Annotated in this window: 16 protein-coding genes and 1 tRNA gene; 7 read left to right on the top strand and 10 right to left on the bottom strand. The window is 64.9% G+C overall.

The window, feature by feature from the left end; translation table 11 throughout:
- Positions 1-54 precede the first annotated feature (54 nt).
- From I6F21_RS21680 to I6F21_RS21665, 4 genes are all read right to left on the bottom strand, one after another.
- Positions 55-3,360 carry a carboxyl transferase domain-containing protein gene (locus tag I6F21_RS21680; protein WP_225142150.1) on the bottom strand — a complete coding sequence of 1,102 codons (3,306 nt, stop codon included), beginning with the start codon at positions 3,358-3,360 and terminating at the stop codon, positions 55-57.
- A gap of 8 nt (positions 3,361-3,368) precedes the next feature.
- Positions 3,369-5,090 carry an AMP-binding protein gene (locus I6F21_RS21675; protein WP_225183408.1) on the bottom strand — a complete coding sequence of 574 codons (1,722 nt, stop codon included), beginning with the start codon at positions 5,088-5,090 and terminating at the stop codon, positions 3,369-3,371.
- Between the two features lie 147 nt (positions 5,091-5,237).
- Entirely contained in the window at positions 5,238-5,909 is a 672-nt protein-coding gene (locus tag I6F21_RS21670; protein WP_225142152.1) for an aspartate/glutamate racemase family protein, read from the bottom strand.
- Positions 5,910-5,921: 12 nt separating this feature from the next.
- Positions 5,922-7,604, bottom strand: coding sequence for a cache domain-containing protein (locus I6F21_RS21665; protein ID WP_225142153.1), 1,683 nt, complete (start codon positions 7,602-7,604; stop codon positions 5,922-5,924).
- Positions 7,605-8,003: 399 nt separating this feature from the next.
- On the opposite strand from I6F21_RS21665, the gene I6F21_RS21660 reads away from it, so the two are divergent.
- Positions 8,004-8,399, top strand: a complete 396-nt coding sequence (locus tag I6F21_RS21660) for a hypothetical protein (RefSeq protein ID WP_225142154.1) — start codon at positions 8,004-8,006, stop codon at positions 8,397-8,399.
- Between the two features lie 14 nt (positions 8,400-8,413).
- On the top strand, positions 8,414-8,884 hold the full coding sequence (locus tag I6F21_RS21655; protein ID WP_225142242.1) for a hypothetical protein: 471 nt from the start codon (positions 8,414-8,416) through the stop codon (positions 8,882-8,884).
- Positions 8,885-8,887: 3 nt separating this feature from the next.
- On the opposite strand, the gene I6F21_RS21650 is transcribed toward I6F21_RS21655, so the two are convergent.
- Positions 8,888-9,487 (bottom strand): TetR/AcrR family transcriptional regulator, encoded by a 600-nt coding sequence (locus I6F21_RS21650; protein WP_036009632.1) that lies wholly within the window; start codon positions 9,485-9,487, stop codon positions 8,888-8,890.
- A gap of 158 nt (positions 9,488-9,645) precedes the next feature.
- Between I6F21_RS21650 and I6F21_RS21645 the strand changes: the two genes are divergently transcribed.
- A complete protein-coding gene (locus I6F21_RS21645) occupies positions 9,646-10,023 on the top strand; it encodes a tautomerase family protein (protein WP_109145972.1) in 378 nt (125 codons plus the stop codon).
- Between the two features lie 37 nt (positions 10,024-10,060).
- Here I6F21_RS21645 and I6F21_RS21640 read toward each other — a convergent pair whose 3' ends face one another.
- From I6F21_RS21640 to I6F21_RS21630, 3 genes are all read right to left on the bottom strand, one after another.
- Positions 10,061-10,930: a DUF1989 domain-containing protein gene (locus tag I6F21_RS21640; RefSeq protein WP_225142155.1), complete on the bottom strand. Its 870-nt coding sequence runs from the start codon at positions 10,928-10,930 to the stop codon at positions 10,061-10,063.
- A gap of 75 nt (positions 10,931-11,005) precedes the next feature.
- Complete coding sequence (locus I6F21_RS21635) at positions 11,006-11,935, bottom strand: GTP-binding protein (protein ID WP_225142157.1); 930 nt, start codon at positions 11,933-11,935, stop codon at positions 11,006-11,008.
- 3 nt (positions 11,936-11,938) lie between these two features.
- Positions 11,939-13,504, bottom strand: a complete 1,566-nt coding sequence (locus I6F21_RS21630) for an amidohydrolase family protein (RefSeq protein ID WP_275945381.1) — start codon at positions 13,502-13,504, stop codon at positions 11,939-11,941.
- A gap of 837 nt (positions 13,505-14,341) precedes the next feature.
- Here I6F21_RS21630 and I6F21_RS21625 point away from each other — a divergent pair.
- The 4 genes from I6F21_RS21625 (at position 14,342) to I6F21_RS21610 (ending at position 17,169) form a co-directional block, all read left to right on the top strand.
- Positions 14,342-14,773 (top strand): hypothetical protein, encoded by a 432-nt coding sequence (locus I6F21_RS21625; protein WP_057027741.1) that lies wholly within the window; start codon positions 14,342-14,344, stop codon positions 14,771-14,773.
- A 155-nt stretch (positions 14,774-14,928) separates the two neighbouring features.
- Positions 14,929-15,912, top strand: a complete 984-nt coding sequence (locus I6F21_RS21620) for an alpha/beta fold hydrolase (RefSeq protein ID WP_051056989.1) — start codon at positions 14,929-14,931, stop codon at positions 15,910-15,912.
- A gap of 189 nt (positions 15,913-16,101) precedes the next feature.
- Positions 16,102-16,572, top strand: coding sequence for a YbaK/EbsC family protein (locus I6F21_RS21615; RefSeq protein ID WP_036009608.1), 471 nt, complete (start codon positions 16,102-16,104; stop codon positions 16,570-16,572).
- Between the two features lie 177 nt (positions 16,573-16,749).
- The gene (locus I6F21_RS21610; protein ID WP_036009620.1) at positions 16,750-17,169 is read left to right on the top strand and encodes a CBS domain-containing protein; all 420 of its coding nucleotides are present in this window, start codon (positions 16,750-16,752) and stop codon (positions 17,167-17,169) included.
- Positions 17,170-17,489: 320 nt separating this feature from the next.
- Here the strand turns inward: I6F21_RS21610 and I6F21_RS21605 are convergent, their stop codons facing one another.
- A complete protein-coding gene (locus I6F21_RS21605; protein WP_225142159.1) occupies positions 17,490-19,307 on the bottom strand; it encodes an NERD domain-containing protein/DEAD/DEAH box helicase in 1,818 nt (605 codons plus the stop codon).
- 117 nt (positions 19,308-19,424) lie between these two features.
- Positions 19,425-19,499: transfer RNA gene (locus I6F21_RS21600), tRNA-Glu, on the bottom strand.
- Positions 19,500-19,522 lie beyond the last annotated feature (23 nt).

Raw genomic sequence — 19,522 nt, 5'->3', positions numbered from 1 at the left:
CAAGGGCGGGGATGTCAATCGGGAACCGGGAAAGCAGCTATTGCTGCACCGCCCTCACCACGTGTCGATGCACGGCCGCTTCTTCGCCGTCCTCGGCTCGGGCTTCGGCACCGTGCGCAAGCCCGCCATGATCCAGCGCCGCGTCTCGGCCGGGTCGATGACGTTGTCGATCTCGAACACGGAGGCGATCGAGACCGCCTTGCCGTTGGCATAGAGCTCGGCGACCTTGTTGCGGTAATAGGTCTCGCGCTCCTCGGGATCGGCGATCGCCTCCATCTCCTTGCGGAAGCCGAGGCGGACGTAGCCCTCCAGGCCCATGCCGCCGAACTCCCCGGTCGGCCAGGCCGCGGTGAAGAACGAGGCGTGGAAGCCGCCGCCGATCATCGATTGTGCGCCGAGACCATAGCCCTTGCGCAGCACGATGCCGAACAGCGGCACGGTGAGGCTGGCGCCGGTCACGAACATGCGTGAGACGTGGCGCACGATCGCGGTCTTCTCCGCCTCGGGGCCGACCATGAAGCCGGGCGTGTCGCACAGCGAGACAACAGGCAGATCGAAGGCGTCGCAGAGCTGGAGGAAACGCGCAGCCTTGTCGCCGGCATCGGCATCGATTGCGCCGCCGAGATGGCGCGGATTGTTGGCAATCAGGCCGAACGGCTTGCCTTCGATTCGGATGAGCGCGGTGATCATGCCGACGCCGTAGTCGCGGCGCAGCTCCAGCACGGAATCCTTGTCGGCGACGAGGTCGATCACGCTGCGGATGTCATAGACGCGCAGGCGGTTCTCGGGGATGGCGCGGCGGAGCAGGCGCTGGTCAGCAGCCTCCCAATCCGCCACCGCACCCTGGAAATAGGACAGATATTTTTGCGCGACGCGGGTCGCTTCCTCCTCGTCCTCGACCAGGATGTCGATGACGCCGTTCGGCGACTGGAATGATACGGGGCCGACCTCGGCCGGATGATAGACACCGAGGCCGCCGCCCTCGATCATGGCAGGACCGCCCATGCCGATCGAAGCGTTCTTGGTGGCGATGATGACATCGCAGCAACCGAGCATCGCGGCGTTGCCGGCGAAGCAATAGCCGGAAACAACGCCGACGACAGGCACAAGGCCCGAGAGCCGCGCGAACTGCACGAAGGACGGCCCGTCGAGGCCGGTCATGCCGAGCCGGTCGGTGTCGCCGGGCCGGCCGCCGCCGCCTTCGGCATAGAACAGCAGCGGCACGCGCCAGTCTTCCGCCAGCGTCAGCATGCGGTCGATCTTCTTGTGGTTCATGTGGCCCTGCGTGCCCGCGAGCACGGTGTAGTCATAGGCGACGACGATGCAGCGCGCGCCTTCGGGCCCGAACTTCTCGGCATTGACCGTGGCGACTCCCATGACAAGGCCGTCCGCCGGCGTGTTCTTGATGAGATCGTCGAGCTTGCGACGGCGGCGCTGCGCCGCGATCGCGAGACTGCCGTACTCCATGAACGAGCCGTCGTCGACGAGCTGGGCGACGTTCTCGCGCGCGGTGCGCTGGTTGGTGTTGCGGCGGCGCTCGACCGCAGCGGGGCGGTTCTCGTCGAGCGTGTTGGCCTGGCGGGCGATCAGCTCGGCAAGATCGGGACGGATATGGTCGAGATCGATGTCGGCTTCTGCCGTTGTGCTGTCGGCGGCGACATCGAGCGGCTCGAGATAGAGGATCGGCTCGCCATGCATCAGCGTGACGCCGTCACCTGCGACGAGTTTTGTCACCCGCCCGCCCTGCTCGGCCATGACGAGGTGCTCCATCTTCATGGACTCGATCACGGCGAGTTGCTGGCCGGGGCGGACGATCTCGCCTTTCTTCACCTGGATGGTGACGATGGTTCCCTGCAAGGGGGCCGCGACCATCACCGTGCCTTCGGGTACGGCTGGCGCGACGTGCACCTCCGCGCTGTGACCGGCGCCGCGCTCTGCCGCGGCGAAGTAAAGCGGCTTGGCGGCACCATCCGATGCTTCCACGAGCCTGGCAATGTTGCGGTCGATGAAATCAGTCGCGATGCGGTTGGTCCTGAAATCGGGATGCGCGAGCACCGACTGGAGGAAGGCAATATTGGTGACGACGCCATCTATCCGGAACTCGCGTAGCGCACGCAAGGCTTTCGCGACGACGTCATGCCAGGCCTCGCTCGGCGTGTGCACGATCACCTTGGCAAGCAGCGAGTCGAAGGCCGCGCTGGTCTTGTAGCCGGCATAGCCGAAACTATCGACGCGCACGCCGGGGCCCGACGGCGGCTCGAACACGGCGAGCACGCCGCCGGTCGGATGCGTGGCGCCTGACACGTCCAGCGTTTCCATGTTGACGCGAAGCTGCATGGCATGGCCGCGCGGCTTCGGGATCGACGCCTGCGCTAGACCGAGCGAGCTCAATGTGCTGCCTGCGGCGACCGCGAGCTGGGCGCGGACGAGATCGACGCCGAGCACCTCTTCGGTCACGGTGTGTTCGACCTGGAGACGCGGGTTGGCCTCGATGAAGGCAAAGCTTTCCTCGGCGGTTCCGTCGACCAGAAACTCGAACGTGCCGAGATTATCGTAAGACGCGGCGCCCGCCAGCTGCTTTGCCGCTTCGATGATGCGGCCGCGCAGGGCATCGCTCAATGACGGGCTCGGCGCCACCTCGATCAGCTTCTGGTGGCGGCGCTGGATGGTGCATTCGCGTTCCCAGAGATGGGAGATCGCACCATGGCGGTCGCCGATGATCTGGACCTCGATGTGGCGCGCCTGCCGGATCAGCCGCTCGGCATAGACGCCCTCGAAGCCGAACGCCGCCTTGGCCTCGGATTGGCAGCGCGCATAGGCTTCCGAAAGATCGGACGCGTTCTCCACCACGCGCATGCCGCGGCCGCCACCGCCCGCCATCGCTTTGATCACGATCGCAGCATTGCTGCCGAGCGAGGTGAAGAATGCCGTGATCTCCTCGAGACTCGACGGCCCGCTGGTGCCGGCAATGATCGGCACGCCGCAGCGTTTGGCCAGCTGACGTGCCGCAACCTTGTCGCCGAACAGCTCGAGCGCAGCCGGTTTCGGCCCGACGAAGGTGATTCCGGCGTCGGCGCAGGCTTTCGCGAATGCCGCGTTCTCGCTGAGGAAGCCATAGCCGGGATGCACGGCATCGCAAGCTGCGCTCTTGGCCGCCATCACCACGGCCTCGATGTCGAGATAGGCCCGTGCGCCGCGGCCGGGGATCTCGATCGCCTCGTCCGCAACGCGCCCGTGCAGCGACAGCGCATCGTCGGCGGGATGGATGGCGACCGTCGCAATGCCGGCATCGGCCGCCGCCCGTGCGATGCGGATGGCGATCTCGCCGCGATTGGCGATCAGGAGCTTCTTGAACGACATCGTCTCTCTCACTGGACGGCAGGAGGATTTGGAATGAGGTCCTGCTTCCTGACCTTGCCCGTTGCCGTCAATGGCAGCGCATCGATAATGCGGACTTCCGGAACCTTGTAGACGGCCATGCGCTCGGCGCACCAGGCGCGCAGTTCCTGTTCTGAGACCGTACCGATCGCTTCCGGCTTGAGCTGGATGTAAGCAACCGGCACCGGGCCCTTGTCCGGATCATCACGGCCGATCACGCCCGAGCCCAGCACCTTCGGATGCTGCCCCAGCAACGCCTCGATCTCCGGCGGAAACACGCTCATGCCCTTGACCTTCAGCATCTCCTTGCGCCGGCCGAGGAAGTGCAGAAAGCCGTCTTTGTCGATGGTGCCGATATCGCCGGTGCGCAACCAGCCGTCGACGAGCGATTCCGCCGTCGCCTCGGGCTTGTTCCAGTAGCTCTTGAGCAGCGACGGCGTACGCACGCGGATCTCGCCTTCGGCTCCCAGCGGCAGCAGCGCACCGGTCTCGAAATCGGTGATCTTGAACTCGGCGCCGGGGACCGGCAGGCCGACGAAGATCGGCTGGCTGTTGAGGTCGAAATCCCCGTCCTGAAAGCCAGCGGTGAAAGTATTGGAAGTGTGGGTCTCGGTCATGCCCCAGGCCGCCTCCATCAGGATCGTGCCGGTGAGATCCTTCCAGCGCCTGCGATAGCCGGCGTTGAGCTTCTTGACGAAGGAGACCACGCGCACCTGTTGCAGCGACGACAGGTCGAACTCGCTCCAGCGCGGATGGTCCATCATCTCGACCGCGCTGTCGACCGGCATCGCCGTCATCGTGACCTTATACTTGTCGATCGCCGCCATCGCGCCGACAGCGTCCCAGCGCGCGAGCAGAACCAGCGTGCCGCCCGAGAACAGCGGGAAGATCAGACCGGAATTCTCGCCAGCAATCCAGAACTCCGGAAAGAACGACAGGAACACGCTGCTCTCATCCGAGGGAAACGAGATGCCGTAATTGGCGGCGGCCGTGTAGACCATATCGCGATGGGTATGGACGCAACCCTTGGGCATGCCGGTGGTGCCGCCGGTGTAATTGCGCGCGGCGACATCATCGAGGTGAGGCGGCGGCAGCGGGGTCGGTGCGGGCAGTGCCGCGAGCGCCGGCAGGAGATCAGTTGCGCCGGAGACCGCAACGCGCGGCGTGCGGATCGAGTCCGGCGCGGGAAACGCAGGCGCCGCCGGCACGACGTCGGCGAAGCTGGTGACGATGATCTCGCGCAGTTGCACCTCGCCGCGGACCTGATCAACGATAGGCATGAGCTGGTCGAGCGCGACGATCACCTCGGCCTCGGTGTCGTTGAGCTGGTAGGACAATTCGAACGCGCGCGACAGCGGGCTGATGGGGACGTGGATCGCGCCGAGCTTCAGGATACCGAAGAACACGACGTGGAATTGCGGGCAGTTCGGCAGGAAGACGGCGACGCGATCGTCCTTGCGCACGCCCTTTGCCTGCAACAGCGCCGCAAAGCGATCGCTCTTCTGATCGAGATCGGCATAGGTGGTCACATGCCCGTAGAAGATCACCGCGGGCCGCTCCGGACTCCGCTTTGCCCAGGTGCGCAGATATTCCGTCAGGGGAACTTCGCCGTGCAGATAGTTCGGCGAGCGCGGCAGGCCCTTCGGCCAGGCCTTGTCCCACAGGCCGCGCAAGGTGGCGAGGTAGTCATTCTCGTCGAGGCCCGTGTTCATGACGTCCTTCCCGTGTTGCTTTTCCTTTCGCGAGGGACGCAAGGCAGCATCGCTCGACCTCGTTACACGTCGAGCACCACAGAGTTGATGTCAAGGAAAACAGTTTTCCGCAGCACGGCCGATGCCGCGGCGCGGAAAAACCGGAGGTTACGCCGCGACGAGACGAATGATCCGTCGCACGGCAGATGGGATCGGGGCGATGATTGGCGCCGCGAACATCGGCTGAAGCTCGCGCGCCGCTTCAGCCAGCGGCCCGCCGCCGATGATGACCGCTTCCGCTCTGTCTCGCACAATGCAGGCCTCAACCGCGCCGGCGAGCGCTGCGCGCAGCTGCGCCGGATCGCGCATCAGCTCTTGCGGATCGCCGTCGGCGAAGCGCGTGCCCGTGTAGCTCGCGCGCAAGCCCAGCGTATCAGGCAATGCATCGATCTTCGCTTTCAGCAACGGCGTCGTGGTCGCCACGCCGAACCGGCGACCGTTCCCGGCGGCTTCCAGCATCGCGGATTCGCCGATGCCGACGGCGGGCAGCTTCATCGCCGCCTTGATCCCGGCGAGACCGGGATCACCGAATGCCGACACGATGACGCCGTCGCACTCGCCGCCACGGAGACGCGCGATCTCCTCGACCTCCAGCGCAGCCGCCTCCAGCGCGTCCGCCGAGACGATCATTGTGGGCGCACGCGTTGCCGTGGCGCCGACGATGTCGAAACCATCGGCGGCAGCGGACCTTGCGATCGCCACCATCATCGTGGTGGTCGCCTCGTTGCTGTTCGGATTGATCAGGAGGATGCGCGCGCGTCGATCGGAGTTCTGGCCCATCCTCCCGTCATACTAAGCCGCCCGCACGCCCGCAACGAAGGCGCTGACCTCGTCCTGCAGTGATTGCAGCTTGTGCGTCAGCCTGCCGCTCGATTGCAGCACGAGGCCGGCGGCCTGTCCGGTCTCGGCGGTCGCATCGGTGACGCCGGAGATGTTGTGCGAGACCTGGTCGGTGCCGGAGGCCGCCTCCTGCACGCTGTGCGCGATCGCCTTCGTCGCGGCGCCCTGCTCCTCGACCGCGGCGGCGATCGACGAGGAGATCTCGTTGACCTCCATGATGGTGGCGCGGATGCTCTCGATGTTGCCGACGACCTGATTGGTCTCGGCCTGGATCGCGGTGATCTGCGCGCCGATCTCGTCGGTCGCCTTCGCGGTCTGGCTCGCCAGCGACTTCACTTCGCTCGCGACCACCGCAAAGCCCTTGCCGGCCTCGCCCGCGCGCGCCGCCTCGATGGTGGCGTTGAGCGCGAGCAGATTGGTCTGCGAGGCGATCTGGTTGATGAGGTCGATGACCTCGCCGATCTTGTGCGCGGCGGCGGCAAGGCCCTGCACGGTATCGTTGGTGCGCTGGCCGTCGGCGGCGGCCTTGTCGGCCACTGTCGCGGCCTGTGCCACGCGCTGACTGATCTCGGCGATCGAGGCTGACAATTCGCCCGCGGCGGAGGCCACCGTCTGCACGTTGCTCGAGGCCTGCTGGCACGCGGTGGCGACGAAGCTCGCACGGTCGCTCGCCTTGTTCGCGGTTTCCGACATGCCCTGCGCGGCCTGCTGCATCGCGCGGGCCTCGTCGAACACGTCGCGAACGACGGCCTGGACGCTCGCCTCGAACTTGCCGGCGAGATCGGTCATGGTCTTGCGTTTCTCCTCGTCTGCCTTCTGCTTCAGCTCCTGCTGCTCGGCATGCATCCGGCTCACCGCCGATGCATTGTCCTTGAACACGGCGAGCGCCTTGGCGAGGCCGCCGACCTCGTCGCGGCGGTCGGTGTAGGGCACGTCGAAGGCGCTGTCGCCGGCGGCAAGGCGCTCGGTCAGCGTGGTGATCCGGGCCAGCGGCCGGGTGACGCTGCGGCCGATCAGGAAGGAGGCGCCGAGCACCACGACCAGCACAGCGAGACAAATATAGGCGAAGGTCATCGCGTTCTGGCGGAAGGCGGCATCGACGTCGTCCAGATAGATGCCGGTGCCGATGATCCAGCCCCAGGGCGCAAAGCCCTTCACATAGGAGATTTTCCCGACCGGCTGGTCGAAGCCGGGCTTCGGCCAGAGGTAGCCGTAGAAGCCCGCACCCTGCTTGTTGACGACGTCAACGAAGCCCATGAACAGCGCATTGCCGGCGGGATCCTTCATCCCGGAGAGATCCTTGCCGTCGAGCTCGGGCCTGATCGGATGCATGACCATCTTGGGGGTCATGTCGTTGATCCAGAAATACTCGACCTTGTCGTAGCGCAGGCTCTTGATTTCAGCCATGGCGCCGGCCTGCGCCTGCTCGCGCGAGAGCTTTCCTTCGCTCTCGAGCTTCTGGAAATGCGCCAGGATGCCATAGCCGATATCGACCATGTGCTGCGTCTTGGCCTGGCGGTCGGCGACCATCTGCGCGCGCAGGGTGGAAAGGGCGATCGGGGCCAGCGCGATCATGCCGAGGAGGCTGATGCCGACAATCAGGACCAGCTTGAAACTGATGCGGGAGAAAATCATCGGTGCTCACAGGAATTGGAAGGGCTGATATGCCAGATTATCCCGTGTCCCTTAGCAAAGCTTTAAGGCATCCGGGTTCCCGAAACCCCGGAATTTCGCGGAGAGCGATGCCGACACGCTCGTATGGCCACGAAACAAGCGAGACCGACCTCATCCGAGATACGAAATCTTCCAATCTAGAACACCTCGACATCGCCTCTCCGCGCGTTGACTTGGAGAGCTCTCTGGCAGAACGATCGGCGCAGATCATCCGCGCCAGCGCTGGCGTGAGCGCAGCCGGAGGCCAGAGGCACAATGCATCGATCGACATCTACGAGGCCCGTCGACCTTGCTGCGCTGAGCGCAGCGGAGCGGCTCTTCATTTGGGGATTCCGGGCGAAGGCTCGTAGCGGAAGCGCCGTGCCGACGGCGGCCGATATCCAGCAGGTGTACGACCATTTTCGCGTCGGCGATGCCGTGCTGTCGCTGGATTCCATCATCGAGATCTTTGCCTGCACCGCGCATACCGCGATCGAAGTGCACTGCCCCACCTGTCCGCGCATGTCCGACAGCGAGCGCGGAATCTTGCGCGCGATTGCCGCGGCCCAGCAGGACCGCGTCGATGTCGCGCGCGAGCAGTTCGAGCGCTGGCTGCCGCCGATCGGCGCCGATTGGGCGCTCGCGCCGGTCCTGGGGCTTGCGACGATCTTCCGCATGGCCGGCCTCGTCCTGCCCGACCGGCACGAGCCTTCTGTCGCGCATGACGGAATTTCGGCGATGAAGAGCTGGTTCGTCGGCAGCGCGACGTTGCATTGACGCGATCGTTCACGATGCTGGCCAATTGCGATTCTGCGCCGACGTCGGACGCGGGCGAGCCGCTGCTCTGTCCACTCCAAGACGCGTTTGCGACCCGGCCGGACATCGACAGCTACGATGATTTTTCCCGCCTCGCGCTGGCGCTGCTCCGCTTCATCGGAGCGGCCTATGCGACCGGCGCATCGGATTGCTGGGAAGCGGCCTATCGCTTTGCCGAGGAAGCGCCCGGCATTGCCGACAGCCCGCTGCTGGTCGCGCGGGCCGCAGCCCTCGTCCGAATCCTGCGCAGCGGCCGGCCCTGCGAGCTTTGCTTCATGCCGCCGTCCTGCAGGCGACTTTCCAAGGACGAGGCAGAATTGATGCGGCTGCTCGCCGCCGCGCGCCGCAAGCAGCCGGGCGAGCTCGAATCCATCGTTGGCCGGGTCGTTGGCTCCGGCAAGGAGGATGCGGCGACACGCGCGGTCAACGCGCTCGCGCTGTGCTGACACCTATCCGCCATTCCTGCCGAGCACGAGATCGATCGTGTGCGCGGCGATCTTGCGCAATTGGGGCTCGTCCCCGAAGGCACGCTCGAGCACGGCGAGGCCGCGCGTCACGGTGACGATCTGCAGCGCCGCAGCCGCGGGATTGCCGTCGAACTCGCCCCGCGCCGCGCCAGCGGCCAACGTGTCCTGAAGCAGTGCGGTGATGCGCGAGATCAGGTTCGCAAAAGCCTGGCGCGCGTTGTCGTCGAGCCCCTCGCCTTCGGCGCCGCCGAGCTCCATCAGCCCGCGCGTCGTCGGGCAGCCGCGCGGCGGTGTGCCCGAACGGAAATTGGTGATGGTCAGATCGAAGAACGCGGTGAGGCGCTTGCGCAAGGAACCTGCCCCGAGTGCCTTTTGCAGCTTGGCGAGATAATCCCCCGCGTAGCGTTCATAGGCCTGCAGGAATAGCGCCTCCTTGCTGCCGAAGGCATTGTAGAGACTCCCGCGCTGGACCGCCGCATCGCGCGCAATGTCGGACAGCGAGGTGCCGCGCACGCCCTTGCGCCAGAACTGATCGAACGCAATGCGCAGGACCTCGTCATGATCGAACTCGCGCGGTCTCAAGCTTGGCTCCGCAAAGTATTTGACATGCCGTCAAGAACATGCTTTCTCGACATCGTGTCAAAAACTGATCGAGATTAATAGTCCGTTTTTCTCAATTGGCCGAGCCGGCGGCGTTCACATCGCCGTGTCGGCCGGGGCCGCATGCAAAGGGCCGCGTGATGCCTCTCCTCCACATTTCGATGCGCGCCGGTAAGCCGCAAAGCTACCGGCAGGCGATTCTGGACGGACTTTACCGCGCGATGCGCGAGGCCCTGAACGTGCCCGAAGGCGATGCGTTCATGGCCATCACCGAGCATGAGCCGGCCAACTTCCGCTGCGGCAATGCCTACGGCGTCGAGCGCAGCGAAGACGCCCTGCTGATCCAGATCACCGTGTTCGCCTCGCGTACGGCCGAGCAGAAGAAAGCGCTGTATCGTCGGATCGCCGACCTGCTCGGCGAGAACCCGGGGATCAGGCCCGAGGACGTGTTCGTCAACGTGCTCGACGCGCCCAAGGAGAACTGGTCCGTCGGTCACGGCATCGCGCAGTTCGCGTGAGGTGCACGGCGACGGATTGCCGGTCGAAGACTGAGATTCAGCGTCCCGCATACGCACCGTGGTGACGGTGATACGCGCTCGGGGTAGGCCAGGTCCAGCCTTTCAGGGCCGTTCGATCCGGCTCGAAGATTTCGATCTTGAGCGGATGGCATGCCGCGGCATCGCTGGAATGGGTTGCGCTGCAGTCTCCACCCGGACAGGCCGACAGCGCGCCGAGCAGGTCGATCTCCGCGAAGAGCTCGATGAAGTCGCCGGGGCGGACCGGACTTGCCTTCATGAAATATTGATGCGCGTCCCTGGTGAAGCCGGTGCACATGAAGACGTTGAGCACGTCGTGGACATGATGCTCCACTGCAGCCGGATCCGCCTTCAATTCGATGGCGAGGGCGCGGGACAGATTGGAGTGGCAGCAAAAATCGTAGGCCGTGCCGTTCAGCAGGAGATTTGTATAGGGATCGCAGCGCGTGCCAATCACATCGTGAATGCCGGCACCGTCGGCGTCGAAGCCGTACCAGCCAAGCGTATCGTGGCTGATGGTCGCCATCGGCCGAAGATAGGGCATATTGCTCCAGAGCCGGTCACCGATGCCGACATGCGTACCATGGAGCGCCCGCGTCTTGCCGCTGAAGAAGCGCTCGGAGAGATCGTCCGCGTTCCAGAGATTGAGGTCGCCGACCTGCGGGCCTTCGATGCTGACGATGCGGAAGAATTGGCCGCGCGCCACGCGAAAGGCACGGGCATCGCGTGGCGGCACGACAAGCTCGTGCGTCTTGACCGCAGCACGGCGGGCTGCTTCGAGCGTAGCCATATCCGGCCCGGGCATCGTCCCGGCCGGATAGACGATGGCCGGCTTGGCAGCGCGGCGCGAGGCGGCATCAGCGGGGGCGAGTGGCATATTTGGCGGCATAGTTCGGCCTCGGATCGACTCGGCAAGAGGAGAGGTGGTGGCTAATGGCGGAAGCGGTTGACCCTACCCCTCACCTCAGCCGCCGGCAACGCACGCCTCCATGACTTCATCGAGCTCCGCCTTCGAGAGCATGCCAAGCTCGGCAATGAAGACGATGCGCGTCCGCGCCGCGCCCGGTGTCGGCGCATCGCCAGGCGCCAGGGTCGCGCGGCCGGCGGCGAACTGAAACACCATCGTGCGGCCGGGCTGCTCGAGCGTCTCGAACAGGCCCTTGGCGCGCGCCAGCTTCGGCGCAAGGCGGCTGATGGCCTGCTGCAGGCGCGGCAGCGAGACCGGCTTATCCGAGGTCCAGCTCAGTGCCTCGAAGCGCTCCTCCGCCGGCCGTTTCGGTCCCACCTCGCGCGGCGCCGGAGCGCGGTCGGCACCGGCGGGAAACAGCAGCGCGGGCGGAATCTCGCCGTGCTGTGCCTCGACCACCACCGCGGGCACGCGCTGGGCGCGGATGGCGTCACGCATCCGCACCCCCGCGCCCGCGCCCGCCAGATCCAGCTTGCTCAATGCCACGATATCGGCGACGCGCAGCTGCGACCGCATCAGCGCGTCGTCCAGAGCCGAAGGCGGTGTCCCTGCGTCCAACACGCAAAGCACCGTCTCCAGCTGCGCCTCGCGCAGGATCACGGGGTCCATCAGGTTGCGCACGATGTCAGCGGGATCGGCAACGCCACTGGTCTCGATGACGATACAATCGGGCTTGGGATCACGCCGCAGCAGCGTCGAAAGCGTGCGGAGCAGATCGCCCTCGAGCGAGCAGCAGATGCAGCCATTGGCAAGGCTGACCACGCCGTCGCTCGCGCCCGCGATCAGCTCCGCATCGATGTTGATGGCGCCGAAATCGTTGACGACGGCAGCGATCCGCCGCCCCTCCGCATGCGCCAGCAGATGGTTGACGACCGTGGTCTTGCCGGCCCCCAAGAAGCCCGTCACCAGGAGAATGGGGACCGCCATGGATCAGCCCTCGACGATTGGGCGGCGCACGGGCCTGCCCGGCCGCGCGGTCACATCGAGCATGCCGTCGCTGATCAGCACCTGGCCGCTGACGACCAGATGCCGGACGCCCTCAGAGGGCCGGTTCATCGCGGTGAAGGTCGCACGGTCCGAGAGCTTCTCGTAGTCGAACACGACGATGTCGGCATCCGCGTCCTTGGCGAGCCGGCCCTTGCTGCGCATCGCCGGCGTGCTCTGCGAGAGGATCTCCGCCGGGATCAGCGCGCATTTGCGCACGCCTTCCAGCAACGACACGGCTTTGCGCTCGCGCACCCATTCACGGATGAACTTCGTGAAGCAGCCGGCCGAGCGCGGATGCGAGGTCGCATCATCCGGCAGCGGCCAGGCATCGCCGGTGTAGGTTGAGCCGTCCGACAGCGTCCACGGCATCGCGTCGGAGGCGATCGCGCCGCCGGGATACAGCACCGACATATCGAGCAGGTCGCGGTGGTGCGCATTGTTCTCGGTGTCGAGAATGTGCCAGAGCACCAGCGAGGACGGCTCCTCGGCCTGCGCCTTCAAGAGCTCCTCGCGGTCATGGAAGCGGTAGCCGTCGGTGACGCGCTGCACGGAATCGTAACCGGTGCCGTTGCGCTCGACGAACTGGGGATCACTGAAGAAGGCCGCGGCCAGCACGGTCGAGCCGGTGCCGTAAGGATAAGCCTCGACCGTGATCGGCAGGCCCTGTCCTTGCGCCTTCTCGATCAGCACGCGGCAACGCTCGACGTCGGTCTTGCTCGACGAGTTGAAATGGCAGATGTGCATGTGCGCGCCGGTGGCGCCGGCATAGCCGATCAGGCGGATATAGGCTTCCACTGCGCTCTCGGGATCGATGCGCGACATGAAGGCGACATGGGTGAAGGTGGGGACGTCCTGCTTCGCGGCCAGCTGGCACACTGCGGTCAGCTCCTGCACGCCGGCGCCGGGCGCATAGGCGTTGAGGATGCCGATGCCGATACCGCCCTCGTTGAGGCCGCGGGCCAGACGCTCGAGAATGCCCGAGACCTCCGCATCGGTTGCGACATTGTCCATCCAACGGCGGTCGCGCATGGCGTTGCCGAACGCTTCCAGCGAGCTCTCCGCGTTGGAGCCCGTCATCGCGCCGATGCGGGCAAAGGCCCAGTTAGTGGCCGCGCCATAATTCAGCACGCGGCCCTTTCGCGCCTGGCGCTCATACCAGGACCCGACCGGCAGCACGCCGGCCTCGAGATCGAGGGTGGTCGTGACGCCGTCGAACGCCTGCATGCGATCGGCCGGGATCGACTGGCCATGGGCATGCAGATCGATGAAGCCGGGCGCCACCACGAGGCCGGTGGCGTCGATCACCCGCTCGGCGCCGCCGAGGCCCGTGCCGACGGCGGCGATCTTGCCGTCCACGACCGCCACATCCCCAACGGCGTCCATCCCGCTCGCGGGATCCACCACCCGGCCGCCAGAGACCACCAAACCGCTCATCTCGTCACTCCGAAAAGCAAATTGCCAGAATTTCCGAAGGCCCGGCAGCAGCTTCGGAGGCGCATCGGCGCGCATAGTGCATATTCTCGTGAGAACGACCACCACCACTGATGCCGATGCAGCATGCTTGCAAGTGAGGCCGGTGAACGCAGGAAGTGTATCGGACCGGAGCCCAACAATGCCGCTGCGTCAATCCGCCGATCCAATCGGCATACCCTCGCGTTCTCGCGGCTTGATCCGCCCGAGCTATGCTCCGCTTCACACACCCCTCAAGGAAAGGGCGCAGGGAAGACCGGGCGCCAGCTGGCACCCATAAGACCCCTGCGCTGAACGAATGCACACGCAGTGCACAGGGGAGACACAGGGCAGCCGAAACCAGGCCTTCCCTGCGCGATGGTTTGACGGCCTATGCCGCGCTCTCCCGGGAGCCGAGTTCCTTCTGGCCTCCCTCACCTCCGCAAAAGTCACGGCACCGCGCCGGTTGACGCGATGACGTCTTCGCCAAGGCTCGACCGTAGCAACGACGGCCAGGACCACACGGTTTCGCCGTACGCAGGGGCGCCGTTCGTCTTCGCGGGTCCCGCATGCTCACGAGGTTCATCTCGCCCTGCACGCGCAAGCTCCGCCTTTAACGCCGCCCGCGTCCACCGCAACTTCCAGCCCGCGCTCGAAACGACGTACGACCGCCCCTTGGTGGGCTGGAATGGCCGACACATACGACAAATCCGAATTTCGGTAAAGTGGAATATTTTTGGCGGGAGGGGTTGACAGCGGATCGGTGTGTTCTGCCGTCGACGCCGGGGCAGTTGCCTTCTGGACACGGCGAGGGTTCATTGCCTCGAAGGACGATCCGCTTATACTGTTCGGGCCGATTGCAGACATTGCGGCGTCGGTCCATTGGCAAGGTGTCCAATGCGCGTGAAATTCGGAGACATCCTCCAGGCTTTTGAGTTCGCCGACATCAGCGGCGTTGTGGAGTGCCGCACCTTCGTCTGCAGGCAGACAGGAAAGATCTACTACCAGTTCGATCAGGACGACCTCCAGGAGCTCGAGGACGACGAACTGCCTGACGATATCGAGGACGAGACCAAATACTTGCAGATCCCGAACTCACGAGACCTCGACCTCGGCAAGCCTCTCGTGATTGCCTTCGTCCGCGAGTTCCTGCCGAACGATCTGGACGACGTTCGCTATATTTTCAGCAAACGCGGCGCCTATCAGAAGTTCAAGGGCCTGCTCTCCCGACGGGGAGCGATCGATGCTTGGCATGACTACCGCAACAAGGCGAGGGAGCGGGCATTGCGCGATTGGTGCGAGATTCAGGCAATCGAGATCGTCGACTGACCCGCCATTCACTTGAAGGCCACGACATGCGCGAGGCGGCTCCGCCGCGATCTCGCCCCCATTGTCATTCAGAGAGCAGATGGGGCGGCTGTCGGGGGCAAAGTTCCCATGGGTTCCCAGTGATAGGTCGACGTCTTCTCCAAACAAATCATTCCATGTCGCGCCGCGCTCTCATCGGCGGTCTCCTGTCGACGGGTAGCGCGCTGGCGCTTGGCGGATGCGCTGGCCTCGGTGCGACCGGCGCGCGCTTCGACGCCTCCTCGCTCTCCGTCGATCCGACGTTGCTTGTCGTCACCACACGCAAGCCCGTGAACGGCGGCCGCGCAAAACCCTGGTTCGGGCCGGAGCGTGCGACGAGCATGACGGTCGCGCGGGCGAAGCTGACGGCGCCGGACGAGAGCCGGCTTTCCCTCGCCTCGGTCGGACTCGAGAACTGGCGTCTCGACCGGATCGAGCCGGTCCCGGCCGACGCCGGCGATCTCGCTGCGCAGGCCGGCGGCGGGGACGTGCTGATCTATGTGCACGGTTTCAAGCAGACATTCGAGACGGCGGTGCTGGATGCAGCCCACCTTTCCGATGGGATCAAGTTCCGCGGCCGGACCATGGCGTTCTCCTGGCCTTCCAAGGCAGGACTGTTCGACTACGCCTATGACCGCGACAGCGCGATGTGGTCGCGCGACAATTTCGAGCGCGTGCTCTCTGCCCTGGTGTCGGCGCCGGGGGCGGGGCGCGTGCACATCGTCGCCCACAGCATGGGAACCATGCTGACCCTCGAAAGCCTGCGCCAGCTCCATGGGAGATACGGCGACACGGTGACGAGCAAGATTGGCGCGGTGGTGTTTGCCGCGCCCGACATCGACATGGACGTGTTCTCGTCGGCGATCCAGCGCATCGGCCCTCTCGCCGGCAAGATCACGGTGATCGCCTCGACCAACGATCGTGCACTGGCGCTGTCGGGGCAGCTCGCCGGCGGCATGACCCGCGTCGGCGCGGCCGAGAAGGCCGCCATCGCAGGGCTCGGTGTGCGCGTGGTCGATGCCTCCCAGGAAGGCTGGGGCATCATCAACCACGATTTGTTCCTGTCGAATACGGAAGTGCAGCGGGTGATCCGCCGCTCGATCGACGGCACGACGGCGTAGGAGAGCGCCGAGCCACGCGAAAAGCCTGCTCCTGCCCACACCCGTTGCGGCTCCGAGGGGAATTGCATTGCAGCTTGCGGATGGAAGACCTATGTTGGGTAGCTAGTCAGGCAGCCGCCCATCGAACGGCGAGAGTCTGCAGGATCGCCTCACGGTGGATGGTTTCCATTCCGCATCGGAGGTGATGCCATGGCCATTGCTCCCACCCTCCAGAAATACCTCGCCGCTGAGAACATCCAGTACGAGGTGATCCCGCACGAACTCAGCATGACGTCCGCCCGAACGGCGCAGGCATGCCATATCTCCGGCGACCGCCTCGCCAAGGGCATCGTGTTGCGGCGCGACGGCGGATACATGCTGGCCGTCTTGCCCGCATCGCATCACCTCCGCCTGTCCGACCTGAGGACAAGCCTCGGCGACAATGTCCACATGGCCAATGAAACCGAGATCAATCGGCTGTTCAGCGACTGTGCACACGGTGCAGTTCCTGCCGTCGGCAAATGCTACGGATTGGATATCATCGTCGACGACAGCCTCGAGGCACAGCCGGATATCTATATGGAAGCCGGCGATCATGAGACGCTGCTTCACATGGGTCACGCGCAGTTTGCGCGCCTGACGGCCAACGCACCGCACGGCCGCTTCAGCGCGCATGACTGAGGACCTGTGCGCCGCCCATTGTCCTTGCGGCCCTGGGCGGGAACTCTAGCCGCAAGTTCGCCGTCATACCGTTCCGCAGGGTGGCGGCGAAAGTGTCTGCGCTTTGTCTGGTCGGAGTTCGGAAGATGGGGGTGCCGCTGCATCAACGCACTTGAAACCCACGAACGGAGGCTCGCCATGAAAGTCAAAGACGTGATGCACAAGGGTGTCGACTGGGTCAGCCCCGACACCCCAATCACCGAGATTGCCAAACTGATGCGGGCACATGACATCGGCTGCATTCCGATTGGCGAGGATGACAAGCTGGTCGGAATGGTGACCGACCGCGACATCGTCTGCAAAGGACTCGCGAGCCACAGCTTCGATGCCGGCCGCGCGACGGCACGTGACGTGATGACCGAGGGCATCCATTGCTGCCGCGAGGACGATGACCTCGCCAAGGCGATGCATCATATGGAGAAGCTGCAGGTCCGCAGGCTGCCGGTGATCAACAAGAGCAAGCGGATGGTCGGCATCATCAGCCTGGGTGACGTCAGCCATTCCTCATCGGGTGACATGCTCACCGAGACCGTCAGAAGCGTTTCGGCGCATCACTGAAGTTACCGCCAAAACGTATGGCCACGGCTCCTCTCGCGATCCCCCCGAATAGGGTTGAGTGGGAGCCCGAGTCATGCGCTCGTGGTGCAACTATCGCGCGGCGCAGAAGCGACGACGCGATGCGGCTCATTTTGCGCCGGAGTGAATGCAAGTTGCGCCGGAATGGATGCAAGGCCCGTTCACTCGATCACGTCATCATCGATGACGCTGCGACGCGCAACCTACCACGATGTGTTTCTTTCGAATGCGGACGTGCAGCGGGCGATCCTCCGCTCGATCGACTGCACTACCGCGTGAAAGAGCGCCTGCGCGGCGTCGGGCTACGCGATCAAGCGCTGCACCAATGCCGACTCGCTCGAATACGTCAGGAGCGCCTCGTGAGTTGCCCGGGTCACCCCGACATAGGTCAGCCGGACACATTCCTCGACGGTCTCGCCGTGGCGGCCGAGCAGGCCCAAGCCGGCGATGGCGACGCAGGGAAACTCCAGCCCTTTCGCGCTGTGCATGCTCAGGAATCGCACGGCGACCCGCTTGACCGAAACCCGGTTGCGATTGTCCTTGGCGATGTCGATCGGCGCACCATGCCCGGCGAGAATCTGCGCAACCCGTCCGCCGATCCAGTGCTCCGGGTAGAGACACGCCATCTGCGACCACTCGTAGCCGGCTTTCTTACGGTCGAGAAACCACTCGGCAACGCAGTGAGCTTCCGCCTCGATGCTCACGCACCGCCGCACATCCGGCTCCAGTCCCTGCCGACCCGCATCTTCGGGCAGCAGGATGGCGTGCTCGTCGTCGGCCGTGATGCCGGGAGCGCCGATGACGTCCGCGGCGAAGCGTCTCGCGAAGGCAACGATTTGGGCGGTGTTGCGATAGTTCACCTTCAGTACGGTCGTTCTGCCCTTTGCTTCAATGCCGAGCTGGCTCCAGACCGGCCGTTCACGCCCCTTATAGATAGCCTGGATATCGTCGTAGACGACCATCAGCGCCTTGGTGCGCGGGTTCACCATCTTGGCCGCAAGCGCGAGCCATTGCGGTTCGAAGTCGTGCGCCTCGTCGATCAGGACCGCGTCGTACTGCTCCGCCGGGATATGGCCGTGATCGACCGCCTTCACGACCTCTGAAACGCTCGCAGCCAGGCGCTCCGCGTAGTCCGGATAGTCTCGCTCGGATGGGGCGGCAATCCCGTACGTCCGCAGCATCCGGTAGCACCACGAGTGGAAGGTGAGAACCTGAACGCGGTCCTCAACGCCCCTGCTCTGCATGGCATCTTCAAGCCGGCCGGCGATGCCGTTGGCGTAACACAGGATCAGCACCGGCTTTGCCGCCGCACGTGCCAGATACTCGGCGCGAAAAGCGAGGATCAGGGTCTTGCCAGATCCGGCGACGCCGCGAATGATGCGATGCCCCTCGCCCAGGCTGCGCGCGAACTGCTCCTGATGAAGGTCCATGACCGCGAGCGTCCGATCCGAAGAATCGGCGCGAGGCGCATCGTCCAGAGGCAGGGCAATCTGTCGTATCCGAACCTCCGGAAACAGCAGCGCGCGCATGCGGTCGAATTGCGGCATGGACAGCGGCTCTTCGAGACACGGATGAACCATGCGCCACAATCTCGATCGGAATTCCTCGGGGTCCGCGCCCTCGGTCATCTCGTCCTTGAACAGGCAGAGATGCTCGGAGAACACCTCCTTGAGATCGGTCTGATCGAACTGCTTGCGGGTGATGTTAGTGAACACGGCCCCGAAGCCGAACGGAACGATGGACCGGCCCGCGAGGCGATGTCCCGGCGGAAACAACAATTGCCCGTCGCGCTCCAGCGTGCGCACGACCTCGAATGTATATTTGCGAGCCTGCTCCAGCGGATTGCTTTCCCGCACCTCACCACGGCTGGTCAGCAGCTCGACCTTCGTCTTGTCGGCCGACACGATCGTCTCCAGGCGCCAATCCTTCACCTCGAGCACGAGCAGGCCGTTCGCGGGATGAATGATGATGAAGTCCGGATGCCGGTTGCGAGGCCCGACAGGCAGGTTGTGCCAAACGACGGCGTTCTCCTCGAGGAAGTCCTTCAATCGTTCCGCCAGTCGTAGCTCACCACGGCTGTCGAAGCGCGCGAAGCCGAGACTCGGGATCAGGATAGCCATGTCACGACCGCGAGCACCATTTGCGGACCACCTTGTGAGGCAAAGTGCAACAGGGCGGTCTCTCCAGGCTGACATGGTCGCCTAGAGTGTGCAGGTTTTCAATGGCTTAGGATCAGCTGGCGCTCCCTAGGGGAATCGAACCCCTGTTTCAGCCTTGAGAGGGCCGCGTCCTAACCGCTAGACGAAGGGAGCGTGAGGGCTAGCCAATAGCCTCG

This window comes from Bradyrhizobium sp. NBAIM03 (genome assembly GCF_020194055.1).
GTDB lineage: Bacteria > Pseudomonadota > Alphaproteobacteria > Rhizobiales > Xanthobacteraceae > Bradyrhizobium > Bradyrhizobium yuanmingense.
This window is presented reverse-complemented; position numbering and strand designations above follow the sequence as displayed.

Coding starts and splice junctions, on each gene's coding strand:
- I6F21_RS21655 (WP_225142242.1), top strand. CDS start 8,414: ATGCTGGCCAATTGCGATTCTGCGCCGACGTCGGACGCGGGCGAGCCG.
- I6F21_RS21625 (WP_057027741.1), top strand. CDS start 14,342: ATGCGCGTGAAATTCGGAGACATCCTCCAGGCTTTTGAGTTCGCCGAC.
- I6F21_RS21630 (WP_275945381.1), bottom strand. CDS start 13,504: ATGCGCGCCGATGCGCCTCCGAAGCTGCTGCCGGGCCTTCGGAAATTC.
- I6F21_RS21615 (WP_036009608.1), top strand. CDS start 16,102: ATGGCCATTGCTCCCACCCTCCAGAAATACCTCGCCGCTGAGAACATC.
- I6F21_RS21610 (WP_036009620.1), top strand. CDS start 16,750: ATGAAAGTCAAAGACGTGATGCACAAGGGTGTCGACTGGGTCAGCCCC.
- I6F21_RS21675 (WP_225183408.1), bottom strand. CDS start 5,090: ATGAACACGGGCCTCGACGAGAATGACTACCTCGCCACCTTGCGCGGC.
- I6F21_RS21635 (WP_225142157.1), bottom strand. CDS start 11,935: ATGGCGGTCCCCATTCTCCTGGTGACGGGCTTCTTGGGGGCCGGCAAG.
- I6F21_RS21670 (WP_225142152.1), bottom strand. CDS start 5,909: ATGGGCCAGAACTCCGATCGACGCGCGCGCATCCTCCTGATCAATCCG.
- I6F21_RS21680 (WP_225142150.1), bottom strand. CDS start 3,360: ATGTCGTTCAAGAAGCTCCTGATCGCCAATCGCGGCGAGATCGCCATC.
- I6F21_RS21645 (WP_109145972.1), top strand. CDS start 9,646: ATGCCTCTCCTCCACATTTCGATGCGCGCCGGTAAGCCGCAAAGCTAC.
- I6F21_RS21640 (WP_225142155.1), bottom strand. CDS start 10,930: ATGCCGCCAAATATGCCACTCGCCCCCGCTGATGCCGCCTCGCGCCGC.
- I6F21_RS21665 (WP_225142153.1), bottom strand. CDS start 7,604: ATGATTTTCTCCCGCATCAGTTTCAAGCTGGTCCTGATTGTCGGCATC.
- I6F21_RS21620 (WP_051056989.1), top strand. CDS start 14,929: ATGTCGCGCCGCGCTCTCATCGGCGGTCTCCTGTCGACGGGTAGCGCG.
- I6F21_RS21605 (WP_225142159.1), bottom strand. CDS start 19,307: ATGGCTATCCTGATCCCGAGTCTCGGCTTCGCGCGCTTCGACAGCCGT.